Source organism: Roseobacter sp. CCS2 (assembly GCF_000169435.1).
Lineage (GTDB): Bacteria > Pseudomonadota > Alphaproteobacteria > Rhodobacterales > Rhodobacteraceae > Yoonia.
Genome location: NZ_AAYB01000007.1, coordinates 49,842 through 64,460, shown reverse-complemented (window position 1 = coordinate 64,460; position 14,619 = coordinate 49,842). Strand labels below are relative to the sequence as shown.

At 55.6% G+C, this 14,619-nt stretch carries 15 protein-coding genes; 11 read left to right on the top strand and 4 right to left on the bottom strand.

Annotated features, from left to right (window positions below; genetic code table 11):
* Positions 1-2 precede the first annotated feature (2 nt).
* Positions 3-1,400, bottom strand: coding sequence for a HupE/UreJ family protein (locus tag RCCS2_RS16225; protein ID WP_037294381.1), 1,398 nt, complete (start codon positions 1,398-1,400; stop codon positions 3-5).
* Between RCCS2_RS16225 and RCCS2_RS16220 the strand changes: the two genes are divergently transcribed.
* The 5 genes from RCCS2_RS16220 (at position 1,399) to RCCS2_RS16200 (ending at position 5,448) form a co-directional block, all read left to right on the top strand.
* The gene (locus RCCS2_RS16220; protein WP_037294379.1) at positions 1,399-2,199 is read left to right on the top strand and encodes a DUF4198 domain-containing protein; all 801 of its coding nucleotides are present in this window, start codon (positions 1,399-1,401) and stop codon (positions 2,197-2,199) included. The genes RCCS2_RS16225 and RCCS2_RS16220 overlap by 2 nt on opposite strands.
* A gap of 38 nt (positions 2,200-2,237) precedes the next feature.
* Positions 2,238-3,131: a PfkB family carbohydrate kinase gene (locus tag RCCS2_RS16215; protein ID WP_008236239.1), complete on the top strand. Its 894-nt coding sequence runs from the start codon at positions 2,238-2,240 to the stop codon at positions 3,129-3,131.
* A complete protein-coding gene (locus RCCS2_RS16210) occupies positions 3,128-4,033 on the top strand; it encodes a pseudouridine-5'-phosphate glycosidase (protein WP_008236237.1) in 906 nt (301 codons plus the stop codon). The genes RCCS2_RS16215 and RCCS2_RS16210 overlap by 4 nt, the downstream gene beginning before the upstream one ends.
* Positions 4,034-4,113: 80 nt before the next feature.
* Positions 4,114-4,842, top strand: a complete 729-nt coding sequence (locus tag RCCS2_RS16205) for a DUF502 domain-containing protein (protein ID WP_037294415.1) — start codon at positions 4,114-4,116, stop codon at positions 4,840-4,842.
* Between the two features lie 3 nt (positions 4,843-4,845).
* Positions 4,846-5,448, top strand: coding sequence for a LysE/ArgO family amino acid transporter (locus RCCS2_RS16200; protein WP_008236231.1), 603 nt, complete (start codon positions 4,846-4,848; stop codon positions 5,446-5,448).
* Here the strand turns inward: RCCS2_RS16200 and RCCS2_RS16195 are convergent.
* Positions 5,441-6,472 carry a patatin-like phospholipase family protein gene (locus tag RCCS2_RS16195; RefSeq protein WP_008236230.1) on the bottom strand — a complete coding sequence of 344 codons (1,032 nt, stop codon included), beginning with the start codon at positions 6,470-6,472 and terminating at the stop codon, positions 5,441-5,443. The two genes, RCCS2_RS16200 and RCCS2_RS16195, sit on opposite strands and share 8 nt — an antisense overlap.
* The gene (locus RCCS2_RS16190; protein ID WP_008236228.1) at positions 6,469-7,242 is read right to left on the bottom strand and encodes a 3-hydroxybutyrate dehydrogenase; all 774 of its coding nucleotides are present in this window, start codon (positions 7,240-7,242) and stop codon (positions 6,469-6,471) included. The genes RCCS2_RS16195 and RCCS2_RS16190 overlap by 4 nt, the downstream gene beginning before the upstream one ends.
* 271 nt (positions 7,243-7,513) lie before the next feature.
* Between RCCS2_RS16190 and RCCS2_RS16185 the strand changes: the two genes are divergently transcribed.
* From RCCS2_RS16185 to RCCS2_RS16175, 3 genes are all read left to right on the top strand, one after another.
* Positions 7,514-9,328: an extracellular solute-binding protein gene (locus RCCS2_RS16185; RefSeq protein WP_008236226.1), complete on the top strand. Its 1,815-nt coding sequence runs from the start codon at positions 7,514-7,516 to the stop codon at positions 9,326-9,328.
* A gap of 76 nt (positions 9,329-9,404) precedes the next feature.
* On the top strand, positions 9,405-9,875 hold the full coding sequence (locus RCCS2_RS16180; protein WP_008236224.1) for an arsenate reductase ArsC: 471 nt from the start codon (positions 9,405-9,407) through the stop codon (positions 9,873-9,875).
* Position 9,876: 1 nt separating this feature from the next.
* Positions 9,877-10,524, top strand: coding sequence for an aquaporin (locus RCCS2_RS16175; protein WP_008236222.1), 648 nt, complete (start codon positions 9,877-9,879; stop codon positions 10,522-10,524).
* On the opposite strand, the gene RCCS2_RS16170 is transcribed toward RCCS2_RS16175, so the two are convergent.
* Positions 10,521-11,144 carry a helix-turn-helix domain-containing protein gene (locus tag RCCS2_RS16170; protein WP_037294414.1) on the bottom strand — a complete coding sequence of 208 codons (624 nt, stop codon included), beginning with the start codon at positions 11,142-11,144 and terminating at the stop codon, positions 10,521-10,523. The genes RCCS2_RS16175 and RCCS2_RS16170 overlap by 4 nt on opposite strands.
* A 65-nt stretch (positions 11,145-11,209) precedes the next feature.
* On the opposite strand from RCCS2_RS16170, the gene RCCS2_RS16165 reads away from it, so the two are divergent.
* Genes RCCS2_RS16165 through RCCS2_RS16155 form a run of 3 tightly spaced genes read left to right on the top strand, consistent with a single transcriptional unit; the run spans position 11,210 to position 14,578 of the window.
* On the top strand, positions 11,210-12,724 hold the full coding sequence (locus tag RCCS2_RS16165) for a class I adenylate-forming enzyme family protein (RefSeq protein ID WP_008236218.1): 1,515 nt from the start codon (positions 11,210-11,212) through the stop codon (positions 12,722-12,724).
* Positions 12,711-13,355: a DsbA family oxidoreductase gene (locus RCCS2_RS16160; protein WP_008236217.1), complete on the top strand. Its 645-nt coding sequence runs from the start codon at positions 12,711-12,713 to the stop codon at positions 13,353-13,355. The genes RCCS2_RS16165 and RCCS2_RS16160 overlap by 14 nt, the downstream gene beginning before the upstream one ends.
* Entirely contained in the window at positions 13,352-14,578 is a 1,227-nt protein-coding gene (locus RCCS2_RS16155) for a multidrug effflux MFS transporter (protein WP_008236215.1), read from the top strand. Before RCCS2_RS16160 ends, RCCS2_RS16155 begins: the two co-directional genes overlap by 4 nt.
* Positions 14,579-14,619 lie beyond the last annotated feature (41 nt).

Sequence of the window (14,619 nt, the reverse complement as noted above, 5' to 3'; positions counted from 1 at the left end):
GTTTACAAAAATGCCCGTTCAATGAACCAGTAAACACCGATGGTTGCGATAAAGACGGAGGCAGGCACCGCAACGATGCGGCGGTATGCGTCCACGTTGTAGCGCATTTGGATGGATGCGATGCACAAAACAGCCATCGCAGGCAACGTAATCGCCAGCAGAAGGCCCGGATTTTCAAGTACGCCAAGCGGCGCGCTGAGCAAGCTGGACACCCCATCAGCGTTTGTCGCCAACAAGCCAATCCCGACAAGGAACAGGACACCATACAGCACAAACCCGCGCCCGACCTCGTTTTCGCCGCGGTCAATCCGCAGCGCCTGCCAGACAATCAAGAACATCACGGCAATAACTGCCAGTTGCCCGACCTCTACACCCACATTAAAGCCGATGAGGGCAGCGACAAATGTCTCATCCGGAAGACCGAATTCTGCCAATACCGATGCAAAGCCCAAGCCATGCAGCAAACCAAAGATAAAGATCACAAAGGGCCGCCACGGGCTGATCCCTTTCATAAAGATATTCTCAATCGCGACATAGGCGATCGAAAGCGCGATCAATGGTTCCACGATATCAATGAACGCGATGCCAAACTGATCTTGCGTGAACGTATCCATGAATTGCGTGTAGCCAAGTGCTGCCAATGCCAGCGTGATTGTATGGGCCACCGTAAACAGCGACACTTGCAAGATCAGCGGACGCAACCGCGCTGCCAGAAAGAACAGGCCAAGCACGAAAAGAATGTGATCAAGCCCCTTGGGTACGATGTGATCAAACCCGACGGGAATATAGTCGATGAAGGTTTCCCAACCTGTCGCCTGCCCGCCACCGGCCAGCGGGATCGGATCAGACAGCGCGCCCGCCTCAAGATACCCGTCATAAGGCGCTGGCACATCCATTTGCCGCAGGACCAAAACACCAAACTCTGGATTCCAGCCAATCTGAACATTTTCGGCACCATCCGGCAAAGCCGCAGAGAAGGTAAAGGTCGAAGCGCGTACAATTTCTACATCGCCAACCGGGTCAACACTGACCGACGTCAGCGCAGGCGTCAGCGGTGCGCCATCTGCAGTCAGCGTGATACCCTGTGCCATCTGCGGCCAAAATGCCTCAAACTGTGCAGCAAGCGCTTCGGGCGGCAGTGCGCGCAATTCATCATAAGTCGCGGCTTGGGCGCTTTCGTTTGTATCCGCTGTTTCGGTCAGGTTGATCCCGGCCACAAAGCTTTCAAGGTTTGCGCGGACATCAAAGGTCACCTCGCCATCAATGACGCGCATATCACCGATTGAGGGGATCACCTCATGGGCTTGGGCTGTTGACAGGGTCGTGACCCAAAGCAGTATCGCGCTTGACAAGACCCGTAGAAAGGCCACCCTTACATCAACAAAAAAGGAAGTTTTCATGCGCGTTCTCGCCCTCATTCTTAGCTTGTTTTCAGCGCCGGTCGCGGCCCATGAATTCTGGATTGAACCGACGGATTATCAAATTAACGCGGACACTAACTTGGAGGCAAATATTGTCAATGGAGAGGCGTTTGCAGGTGCCAATCTGTCGTTCTTGCCGCAGCGTTTTGTTAATTTCGCCCTGTTTTTAGGCACGGAGTCTGCCCGCGTCGAAGGTCGCCCCGGTGATTTGCCCGCATTGCAACAAGCGCCAGTCGGTGAAGGGCTGAATGTTGCGGTCTATCAAGCCAAAAACCAGATCGTAAGTTACGAAGAGTGGGAGAAATTTCAAAGGTTTGTGGATCACAAGGATTTCGGCGATGTGCTGCGCCAGCATGAAGCCCGCGGTCTGCCGCTGGATGATTTTACCGAGGTTTATTCCCGCCACGCCAAGACGTTGATTGGTGTTGGGCATGCCGAAGGCAGCGATCGCCGGGTTGGATTGGAGACCGAAATTGTCGCCTTGACCAATCCCTATACTGGCGACCTAAGCAACGGCTTTCGTGTTCAGGTATATTATCGCAACAACCTGCGCCCCGATACCCAGGTTGAAGTGTTTGAAAAGGCCCCTGACAGCCGCGTTTCCATCGCACTTTATCGCACCAACGCAGATGGGATCGCGACCTTTCCCGTAAAGCCGGGTCATGCTTACATGGTTGATGCGGTGGTGCTGCGCGTGCCTGATGATACCTTGGTAGAACGTTCAGGTGCCGTTTGGGAAACGCTTTGGGCGAATTTGACGTTCGGTGTGCCTGAGTAAGGCTTGCCCTTCGGTTTTTGCTGGGTCAGAACGCGCGCATGACCAAGACCCCTGATATTTTATGCATCGGTTCTGTCTTGTGGGACGTCATCGGACGATCCGCGAGCCATATGCGTGTGGGGTCAGACGTGCCGGGCCGTATTACGCGGCTGCCCGGTGGTGTGGCGATGAACATCGCGATGACACTGCGCCGCTTTGGCATGACCCCTGCCCTGCTGACAGCCATCGGACGTGATGCCGAGGGTGAAGAGCTGATCGGTGAAGCGGCGCGCATGGGTATGATCTGTGATCATGTCTACCGGTCCGAAGACTTGCCGACCGATGTTTATATGGCGGTTGAAGGGGCGAACGGGTTGGTTGCCGCAATCGCAGACGCGCATTCGCTTGAAGCTGCCGGTGAAAAGATCCTGCGCGCGCTGGACAATGGCGATCTGGGGTCAGAGGCCGCACCTTTTGCGGGGCCGGTCGCACTGGATGGCAACCTGACCGAAGAACTGCTACAAGTCATTGCGCATTCACCGCTTTTCGCAGCGGCCGATTTGCGCGTGGCCCCTGCATCGCCTGGCAAGGCAGAACGTCTTTTGGCGCTGCTGGGTCATCCATCCGCCACGCTTTATGTCAACCTCGAAGAGGCGGGGTTGCTGTGTCAAACAACATTTCCTGATTCCATGACCGCCGCCAGCGCCTTGATCGCGCGCGGCGCACATCGCGTTCTGGTCACTGATGGTGGCAATGCGGCATCCGAAGGCACAGCCGCCGATATCATCACGCAAATTCCACCTGCGGTTATGGTGACCCGCGTGACAGGTGCAGGTGACACATTCATGGCCGCGCACATCGCCTCAGAGGCGCAAGGCATGGGGCGTGACGCTGCTTTGACACGCGCGCTTAACGCTGCCGCGACCTATGTTTCAGGAGAGACCCCCTTATGATCCCCATCCAATACAGTGCAGAGGTCACGCAGGCCCGCGATGCCGGTGCGCCAATTGTAGCGCTTGAAAGCACCATCATCACGCATGGTATGCCCTTCCCCCAGAATGTTGAGACAGCGCAACAGGTCGAAGCGGATGTCCGTGACGCTGGTGCTGTGCCTGCCACGATTGCGGTCTTGGCGGGCGCATTGCACGTAGGGCTTGAGCCTAATCAACTGGATACATTGGGCCAGGCGCAAAACGTGGCCAAGCTGTCGCGCGCCGATATGGCCGCATGCATTGCGACAGGTGGCACCGGGGCCACGACGGTTGCTGCGACAATGATTGCCGCACATCTGGCGGGTATTCATGTCTTTGCGACAGGTGGCATCGGTGGTGTACATCGCGGTGCGGAAACCAGTTTTGACATCTCGGCTGATTTGCAGGAATTGGCGCAGACCCCTGTGACGGTTGTGGGTGCCGGGGCAAAGGCGATCCTTGATCTGCCAAAGACGTTTGAAGTGCTTGAAACATTGGGCGTTCCCGTAATTGCCTATGGGCAGGATGTGTTGCCAGCGTTCTGGTCTGCCACATCTGACCTGCCTGCCCCCTTGCGGATGGACCATGCCACCGACATTGCCAAGGCGCAGCAGGTTCGAACAGCCATGGGTCTGCGAGGTGGACAGTTGATTGCGAACCCCATTCCCAAAGACGCTGAAATTCCGGCCGAGGCGCTGAAACCCGTCATTGATCAAGCGCTGCAAGAGGCCGAAACCCAAGGGATCAGCGCCAAGGCTGTCACGCCGTTTCTGCTGGGGCGGATATTTGAACTGACCGATGGCCGGTCATTGGCCGCCAACATCGCCCTTATCCGCAATAACGCACGTCTGGCTGCACAAATTGCCATCGCAATGGCAAATTAGCGCGCGATTTTGGTGAGATAGCTTGCTGTGGTCGGTATCAGACCATAAGTGTGCAGCAAGCAATGGGTAAAGCGAAGACCATGGTTGATCCAAAAACTGAAGACGGCAAGCGACGGGGCAAGCCCGGTATCATCTCGCGCCTGCGCAGCAACTTTCTGGCAGGTTTGATTATCGTGGCCCCGATCGGCCTGACGATCTGGCTGATCTGGACGGTTGTCGGCTGGGTCGATAGCTGGGTCTGGCCGTTTATTCCCGATGCCTATCAGCCTGCCGCGTTGCTGAATGATTTGCTGGGGCGCGAACCCGGTAACGAGATTGAAGTGAACGTGCGCGGTGTCGGCGTTGTTATCTTTCTGATCTTTACCATGCTCGTCGGTTGGGTTGGTAAGGGCCTGATCGGGCGATCCTTTTTGGGTATTGGCGAACGTCTGGTGGACCGGACCCCTGTTGTGCGTTCAATCTACAACGCGGCCAAACAGATCGCCGAGACAGTGTTTTCCCAACGCGAAACATCCTTTGATAAGGCATGTCTGGTGGAATATCCGCGCAAGGGCATTTGGGCCATCGCCTTTATCTCGATCAATGCCAAAGGCGAAATTGATGCAAAACTCAGTGATGGCGAACCCTTTGTGACAGTCTTTTTGCCTACAACACCAAACCCCACGTCCGGGTTTTTGCTGTTTTTGCCGCAACGTGATGTGAAACCGCTGGATATGACGGTGGAAGATGCCGCGAAACTGGTGATTTCAGCGGGGCTTGTCTATCCCAACGGCAAGGACGCCGTTGAGGTCAGCAATCCGTCGGCGTAACGTATGATTGTTCCTGCACTGACTGGCTTTTCGGCCTCTGCCGCCTTTATTTTGGCAATCGGTCCGCAAAACACATTCATATTGCGCCAAGGTCTTGCTAGGTCGCACGTCTTTCCGTTGGTGCTGTTTTGCGCGCTGTCTGATGCGATCTTGATCACCGCAGGCGTTGCTGGTTTTGGCGTGATCGTCGAGATGTTTCCGTCGCTTCCTGTCATCATGACCTGGGGTGGGGCTGCTTTTTTGTTCGCCTACGGCGCGCTGCGGTTCTGGGCGGTCTGGATCAATGAATATACCGTCGAAATAGAAGGAAAACCTGTTGGTCTATGGGCCGCGCTTGCCGCATGTGCGGCTTTCACCTGGCTTAACCCGCATGTCTATCTTGATACCATCGTATTGCTTGGCGCGATCTCAACCGAATTTACACAGGTTTCACAGAAAGTCGCCTTCGCCATTGGTGCGATGTTACCGTCATTTCTGTTCTTTTTCGGCCTTGGCTATGGCGCCCGGCTTTTGGCACCTGTCATGCAGTCGGCGCGGGCGTGGCGTATCCTTGATGTGTTGATTGGTCTGTTGATGTGGGCGTTGGCGATCAAACTGATCAGCTGAACATCTCGGTCAGGTTGACAGAACTGCGTTTGCCAAGGTCTTTTTTGTGGGACTTGAGGAAAGTATCCGCTGCAGCTTCACCGGCTGATTTCAGGCGCGATAGGATCACAGCGGTTGGAATTGTTTTGGTGGCCACATTCAAGTCGTTCATCAGCGCATCGTCCGCGATCATATGCACCAGCACATTTTTCATCGTACCACGCTTGATCGACCCGTCAGCAAGCAGGCGTTTGACAAAATCAATCGCACGCAATTCGCGCAACAAAGAGGTGTTAAAGCTGATCTCATTGACCCGGTTTTCAATGGATTGGCTGTCAACAGGCAGTTCTTCACGGTGCAATGGGTTGATATTCACGATCAGAATATCATCCGGTAAGTCACTCACAAACAACGGATAAAGCGCGGGGTTTCCGGTGTATCCACCGTCCCAGAAAGCCTCTACCTTACCTGTTGTCGGGTCTTCAAATTCGACCGCCTGGAACAGACTGGGAAGACAGGCCGAGGCCATAATCACCTCTGGCATAATCTCATCCCCGGTAAAGACGCGGATTTTTCCGGATCGCACGTTCGTCGCACAGATATGCAGATCGGGCCCGTCTGTGGCGCAGACAGAATCGTAATGGAACTTTGCAACGATATTCGCCAAGGGGTTCTGCATCGCCGGTCCGTAGACATAAGGCGACAACATGCGTGTTGTCATATCAAAGGCCGTATAGGCGGGTGAGTATTTCATCGCCTTCGCCCAAATCTCGGCCGTTGGCAACGCAGCCCCGATCCAAGGCGCAAACATCGGGTCAGTAATGGCGCCGATCTGCCCCCAAAGCCATTCGAGGTTTTCAATCGCCCCTTCACGCCCTTTCGCCACCCAGCCCGACTTTAACGCAGCCGCGTTCAAAGCACCCGCTGAGGTGCCAGAGATTGCAGCGATCTCGATATCTTCCTCTTGCAGCAATCGACACAGAACGCCCCAGGTGAACGCGCCATGCGCCCCACCCCCCTGCAATGCGAGGTTAATCTTCTTCACAGCGCGGTCCAGCCGCCATCAACGCTGATCGTCGTGCCGGTGATCTGCGCCGCAGCGTCCGAGCACAGGAAAGCAACCGTGCCGCCCAACTGTTCGGTGGTGGCAAATTCTTTGGACGGTTGGCGTTCCAGCATCACGTTCTTGATCACATCCTCGCGGGACATGTTGTATTCTTTCATGGTGTCGGGGATCTGTGCCTCGACCAATGGCGTCAGTACGTAACCGGGGCAAACGGCGTTGCAGGTGATCGGATCTTGGGCTGTTTCAAGGCCAATAGTCTTGGTCAGGCCAACGATGCCATGCTTGGCGGCGACATAGGCGGATTTGTAAGGTGACGCCGTCAAACCATGGGCCGAGGCGATATTCACGATCCGGCCATAGCCGCGTTCACGCATGCCGGTGACGGCAGCGGCGGTCGTATGAAACGCGGAACTGAGGTTGATTGCGATGATCGCATCCCACTTCGCCGTCGGGAAATCCTGCACAGGGGCCACATATTGAATGCCCGCGTTATTCACCAATATATCGCAACCGCCCGCTTCAACGACCAAGCGGCGACAATCATCGGCTTTCGACATATCGGCAGCCACATATTTCGCCTTAACCCCTGTCACATCGGCGATTTCGGCAGCCAAAGCGTGATCTTCGTCGCGGTCGGTGAATGAGTTGATGACCACATTCGCCCCTGCTTTGGCCAGTTCACGTGCGACCCCAAGGCCAATGCCAGAGTTTGATCCGGTGATGACGGCGGTTTTTCCTGACAGGGACATGGTTTTTCTCCGATTCTGCTGTGTTGCGACTCACCTTATATGCTGCAACTGCGAAAGCCACGATACGCTTCCGTGAGCCATAAAAAAAACGCCCGCACAAGGCGGGCGTAAAGTTATTGAGGCAGGTTTCATACAGGCAAGAAACCTATCGAGCAGTGCCCTTGTTATAAGCAATCCCTTGCCCGCCTCCAAGCTAAAAGTTTGAAAAGGTTGATAACCCTCTTTACGGTTTGGTCATAATAATGATCCGAGCAGTGAAAGAGGCCTTAAAATGACACGTCCATTTGGCAGTAGAACACGCGCAATCGCAGCCGCATTCGCCTTGGTGTTTGCTGGTGGTGTCACCAGCGCAGAGCCGCAGCATGGCATAGCTATGTATGGTGATCCTGCCCTACCACCGGATTTTGTGTCCCTGCCCTACGCAAACGCAGATGCGCCCAAAGGTGGGCGGATCGTCACGGCAGAGGTCGGCAGCTTTGACAGCCTGAACCCGTTCATCCGCAAAGGGTCGGTTCCATGGCAGCTTAGATTTTTCCTTGGCGAAAGCTTTATGGGCCGGTCATTGGACGAACCCTTCTCGCTTTACGGTGTTCTGGCCGAATCGGTTGAGACAGGACCGAACCGCGAATGGGTCGAATTCACCCTGCGCGAAGAGGCCGCGTTTTCGGATGGCAGCCCTGTGACCATCGAAGATGTGATGTGGTCCTACGAGACTTTGGGCACTGTCGGTCACCCCCGCTATCTGGGGTTCTGGTCCAAGGTTGAAAGTCTTGAACAAGTGGGCGACCGGACGGTCCGCTTTACCTTCAATACCGAAGACCGCGAATTGGCCTTGCTGGCCGGTCTTCGTCCGATCTTGAAAAAGGATCAGTGGGATGGCGTTGATTTTGCCGAAAGCACCACAGCAATTGTGCCGATCACATCGTCCCCCTATGTGATTGATGATTTTGATCCAGGTCGCTTTGTGTCGCTGCGCCGCAATCCTGATTATTGGGGCGCCGATGTGCCGTTCCGTGTCGGCACCCACAACCTTGATGAGGTGCGTTTGGAGTTTTTCGGTGATGAAACGGCCGCGTTTGAAGCGTTCAAAGTGGGCGAAGTCAACGCCACACGCGAATTCAACGTCGTCCGTTGGGATACACGCTATGATTTTCCTGCCGTCCAAAGTGGCGACATCGTAAAAGAAGAAATCGCACATCAGCGGCCCTCTGGCATGACGGGCTTTGCAATGAATACCCGCCGCGATCATCTGGCCGACTGGCGCGTGCGCGATGGGTTGATCCATGCTTTCAACTTTGAATTCATTAATGAAACGATGACGGGCTCTGCCCAACCGCGCATCACGTCGTATTGGTCAAACTCCCCTTTGGGCATGGACAGCGGCCCCGCAACCGGGCGTGTCGCTGAATTCCTGACCCCTTTTGCAAATGAACTGGTGCCCGAAACGATCGAAGGGTACGCCCTGCCCGTCAGTGACGGATCAGAACGCAACCGTGCTGGCACCGGCAAAGCGTTTGAGATGTTCGAGGCCGCAGGTTGGACCGTGCAGGATGGTGTCATGCGCGATGCGGACGGCAATGACTTTGAATTAGAGATATTGCTGGATCAGGGCGCCACAGAAATGCAGTCGATCATTGATCTGTATATGGAATCCCTTGCCCGGATCGGCATTACGTCAGTCATGACGGTCGCCGATAGCGCGCAATTCAAAGAACGCACGGACGCTTTTGATTTTGACATGGTTTACTACCGTCGCGGGCTTTCTTTGTCGCCCGGCAATGAGCAGTACAATTATTACGGGTCTGAAAACGCAAACGAGGTTGGCGGCCGCAACCTGATGGGTGTGCAATCACCTGCCGCGGACGCCATGATTGGCCGCTTGCTCACGTCGGAAAGCCAAGATGATTTTGTCGCGGCCGTCAAAGCGCTGGACCGTGTGTTGACCGCAGGTCGCTATGTCATTCCGATTTATCAGTGGAACATCAGCCGCATTGCCCAAGCCAAAGAACTGAAACATCCAGACTATATCCCGATTTTTGGGGATTGGCCCGGTTGGCAGCCTGATGTCTGGTGGTACGAGGAATAAGTGCCTATGGCCTGCCTTGTCGTTTAATTGTTACATTTGGCGGCTAGGCGGGCCTGACATGACATGAAGGCCCAAGATGAATATCCTTGTTCTGTGCACCGGCAATTCTGCCCGGTCTATCCTGCTTGAAACAATCCTCAACCACCGCTCTGACGGGCGCATCAAAGCCTGGTCGGCAGGATCAAAGCCAGCTGGCCAAGTGCATGTGCAATCGCTGCGCCTGTTGGCCGACAAAGGGTTTCCGACCAGTGGTTTGACATCCCAAAGCTGGGATGACTTTGCCAAACCCGATGCGCCGGCGATGTACGCCGTTATCACTGTTTGTGGTTCAGCAGCTGGCGAAACCTGCCCTTATTGGCCCGGCACGCCGTTGCGCGCCCATTGGGGCGTTGAAGACCCTGCCGCAGCCGCCCCTGATGATCAGCCTGCCGCTTTTGCCGAAACCTATGCCATCTTGTCTGCGAAAGCTGACGCTTTGCTTGCCTTGCCCTTCGAGGAGATGACACAAGAGGATTTGCAAGCGGTATTCGACCGAATTGGGGCCTAAGATGCACAGATTGTTGGCCGAGGGGCTGGGAACGGCATTTCTGCTGATTGGTGTTGTGGGTTCTGGCATCATGGGGGCTGCACTTGCTGATGGGAATGTGGCGATTGCCCTGCTTGCCAATGCGATTGCAACAGGCTGCATCCTTTATGTGATTATCACGACCCTTGGCCCCATTTCTGGTGCGCATTTCAACCCGGCTGTAACGCTTGCGTTTCTGTTGCGGGGCGAGATTAGCACTGGTGACGCAATCGCTTATGTTGTCGTGCAGATCATCGGTGGCATTCTTGGCGTATGGGCGGCTCACATCATGTTTGATCTGAGCATTTTGCAAGCCTCGACCACGGATCGCACGGGCGTCGCGCAGTGGTTCTCGGAAATCCTCGCGACCTTTGGTCTGCTCTTTATAATTTTCGGTGGGCTAAAAAGCCGCCCCGACGCGGTGCCGACGCTGGTGGCGCTGTATATCACCGGGGCATATTGGTTCACATCATCAACCAGCTTTGCTAACCCTGCGGTGACGATTGCGCGCGGGTTCAGTGACACATTCGCAGGCATCAACCCGGCCCATATCCCGATGTTCATTGCCATGCAGATTGTGGGTGTGGCCATTGCGGCGTTGGTTTTGCCGCGGCTTTTCCCAAAGGACTAGCTCAGCGATGTCACCCAAAGGATCGTCGCATCCTCAGCGCTGATCGACACCACATTATGGCCCATCGCCGCATCATAATAGGCGCTGTCACCGCGTTTGAGTTCAACAGGTTCATAGAATTCGGTGTAAAGCCGAACCTGCCCTGTCAGCACATACAGAAATTCCTCACCGTCATGACGGACCCAGCCATCAAAATCTGCGACATTGCGCGCGCGCACGCGGGTGCGATACGGCAGCATTTTCTTTGTGGTCAGTGTTTCCGCCAATAACGCGTGTTCGTAGGTTGTCGTGACCTTCTCTGCTTCTTCGCCATTCCGGGTAACAGACATACGGCCATTCACCTGACCTTTTGAAGGCGGCGTGAATAGCTGCGGCACAGAGATTTCCAAACCAATGGCCAGCTTTTTCAGCGCATCATATGTGGGCGACATCTGCCCGTTTTCGATTTTGGACAAGGTCGAACGCGCAAGACCCGCCTGCTGTGCCGCTTGTTCCAAGGTCCAGTTGCTTGCCTTGCGTAACTCGCGCACCCGCGCCCCAAGGTCGAGCGGTTGCGCCACGCTGCTTTCACCGCTTTCGCGCGCAATACGGATCAGGTTATCTGGGTCGCTATCTGCCATAGGCACGTCATAAGCAGGCATCGGGTGTCTTGCAACCTAGGCCCCACATCGCTAGCCCATGAAATATGCTGTCGCTTGTGCAATCAGACGGATTTTCCCCTGCCCCGCAGCCTTTCAATATGGCGGCTTATGTGTTGGCGCATGCCGACCGGTTGAGTGACAAGACTGCGTTGCGGATCATGGGCAGGGACGGCAGCGACAGCTTTGACTATCGGTTCGTGAAACGTGCAGTTCTGGGAACGGCCACCGGACTGCTTTCCTTGGTAAAACCAAATCAGAGGGTCATCTTGCAGCTTGGCAACACACCAGAGTTTCCAATTGCATTCTTGGGTGCGATTGCCGCAGGCATCATCCCGGTTTCATTGTCGAGCGCCCTATCAGGACATGAATATGCAGAGGTCGTGAAAACGATCCAACCTGCGTTGGAAATCCGATCCGCAGGTGCGCCGCAAACGTTACGCAGTGCGTTACCCTTTGCGGCGTTGCGCCGGTTTTGGACGTTGCCCCAAGCCAGCTTCGCCTATGGCGACGCAAATCGCCCCGCGTATATTATCTACACCTCGGGTACAGGCGGCCACCCAACCCCTGTGGTTCATGCCCATCGCGCCATCTGGGCACGCCGCATGATGTGGGATGGGTGGTATGGCTTGCGCGAAGATGACCGGATGATGCACGCCGGTGCGTTCAACTGGACCTATACGTTAGGCACCGGGTTGATGGACCCGTGGTCCATTGGCGCGACCGCCCTGATCCCCGGCCCGGATATACACCCCAATCAATTGCCGGATTTGATGAAAGATCACAACGCCACTCTGTTTGCTGCGGCGCCGGGTGTGTTTCGCAGGCTTTTGCGCGCAGACATGCCCGATATGCCGCGTTTGCGTCACGGCCTTTCAGCAGGCGAAAAAATGGCCGCGTCAGTGCGTGCCGATTGGGAACAAAAGACCGGAACGATGATGTATGAGGCGTTCGGCATGTCTGAATGTTCAACCTTCATCTCTGCCGCGCCGGACAATCCTGCACCTGATGGTACGGCGGGTTTTGTCCAACCGGGGCGCACGGTTGCCTTGATGGGGGATGATGGGCCTGTTCCGCGGGGCAGGGTCGGCACAATTGCCGTACATAAAAGCGACCCCGGCCTCATGCTTGGCTATCTTGATCAACCAGTGGAAACGGCAGCAAGGTATCAGAACGACTGGTTTATGACCGGTGATCTGGCCAGTATGGACGGGCGTGGTGCCATAACCTATGCCGGGCGTGCCGATGACATGATGAACGCAGGCGGACACAGGGTTAGACCTATCGAGGTCGAAGATGCGCTTACCGCGCATCCCCTGATCGTTGAGGCCGCAGCATGCGCTGTGCAGGTGCGCACAGGTGTTCACGTGATTGCGGGGTTTTACGTGGCCGCAGACGTGATAGATGAAGGGGATCTTCGTGCATGTCTTGCCGCGCGATTGGCCGACTATAAAATGCCCCGCCTTTTGATCGCCCGTGATGCGCTTCCCCGCGGGGCCAACAACAAACTTTTGCGCAAACATCTGCGCGCCGAATGGGAGACCACGCATGGTCAAGCTTGATATCATTTCCGACCCGATCTGCCCGTGGTGCTATATCGGTAAGGCGAACCTTGATAAGGCGTTGGAACAGTTCCCTGATCACCCGTTCACCATCGAATGGCATCCATTCCAGCTAAACCCCGACATGCCCGCCGAAGGCATGGACCGCCGCGCCTATCTTGAAGGCAAATTTGGTGGCAAGGATGGCGCCGTCAAAGCCTATGCGCCTGTGGTCGAACATGCCGAACGCTCTGGCGCGCATATCAACTTTGATGCGATAAAGAAGACACCGAACACCATCGACGCGCATCGCCTGATCCATTGGGCCGGGATCGAACAGCGCCAGTCTTTTGTGGTTGATCTGTTGTTCAAAGCCTATTTCGTTGATGGCCGCGATATCGGCGATCATGAAGTGCTGGCCGATATCGCCGACACAGCCGAAATGGATGCCGCGATGGTGACCAAGCTGCTAGCCTCGGACTCTGACGCTGACGATATTCGCAAGCGTGATGCGCATAGCCGCGAGATGGGTGTCAGCTCTGTTCCGACATTCATCGTGGCCCAGCAACATGCCGTGCCGGGTGCACAACCGCCCGAAATGTGGGTGGGTGTTATCGAAGATATCATGAAGCAGATCGAAGCCGCCGAATGACTGATACCAGCGCTGTCTTGCGAGAGCCAAAGCGTTTGCCGCAGGCAGAGTTTATCGCGCTTACGGCCATGCTGGCGGCAACAATCGCGTTCTCGATTGACGCGATGTTACCCGCTTTGCCAGAGATCGGCGCAGCACTTTCACCCGATAACCTGAATAACGCGCAACTGATCATTACCAGCTTTGTGTTGGGCATGGGGATTGGCACGCTTTTTACGGGGCCCTTGTCGGATGCATTCGGTCGCAAGCCGGTGATGGTTGGCGGTGCGATTGTTTATATCATCGCGTGTGCGGTTGCCTGGGCCGCCGCAAGTTTGGAAGTCATGTTGGCGGCACGGATCGTCCAAGGGCTTGGGGCTGCCGGGCCGCGTGTTGTTGCAATGGCGATGATCAGGGACCTCTATTCAGGTCCAAATATGGCGCGCATTATATCGTTTTCGATGGTCGTTTTCTCACTGGTTCCGGCGCTTGCACCCACGCTGGGGCATTTCATCATTCTGGGGTTTGGCTGGCGCGCTATTTTTGCGGCGTTCATGATTTTTTGTATCATGACAACGCTTTGGCTTTTGATCCGACAGCCGGAAACACTGGCCCCTGAAAACCGCAGGGCGATCAATGTCCGGTCAATGGGTGTGGCGGTGACCGAGATGTTTGCGCACCGCACGGCGCGCTTGTCGATCTTTGTGCAGACACTCGCGTTCAGTATGCTTTTTGTGGTGCTGTCATCCACACAGCAGGTCTTTGATGTCACCTTTGGGCAGGGTGCACAGTTTCATTACTGGTTCGGCGGGATCGCTATCATTGCAGCTTCTGCAAGCTTGCTGAATGCGCGCATTGTGGTGCGACTGGGCATGCGGGCGATCATCAAGGCCATGTTTACGGTGCAGATTGCAATCACACTTGTGATGATAGCGATTACTGCCGCCGATGGGCCATATTGGCTCGCCTTTGGGACGTATGTTTTCTGGGTGACTTCAATTTTTTTCCAAGCGGGCCTGACAATCGGCAACCTCAACGCGCTCGCGATGGAGGAGATGGGACATATGGCTGGCATGGCTGCAACCATCATCGCTGCGGTTGCAACGGTCGGCGCTGTCGTGATCGCGGCCCCCGTCGCATTGTTATTTGACGGCACCCCGATGCCAATGGCCGTTGGTACGCTGATCGCCGCGGTCCTTGCGCTGTGGCTGACAACGATGATCCGGCGCCCGGGTGAAATCTGACCTTAGCCCAATATCGCTGGTCTGACCGAAAGCGGCAAACG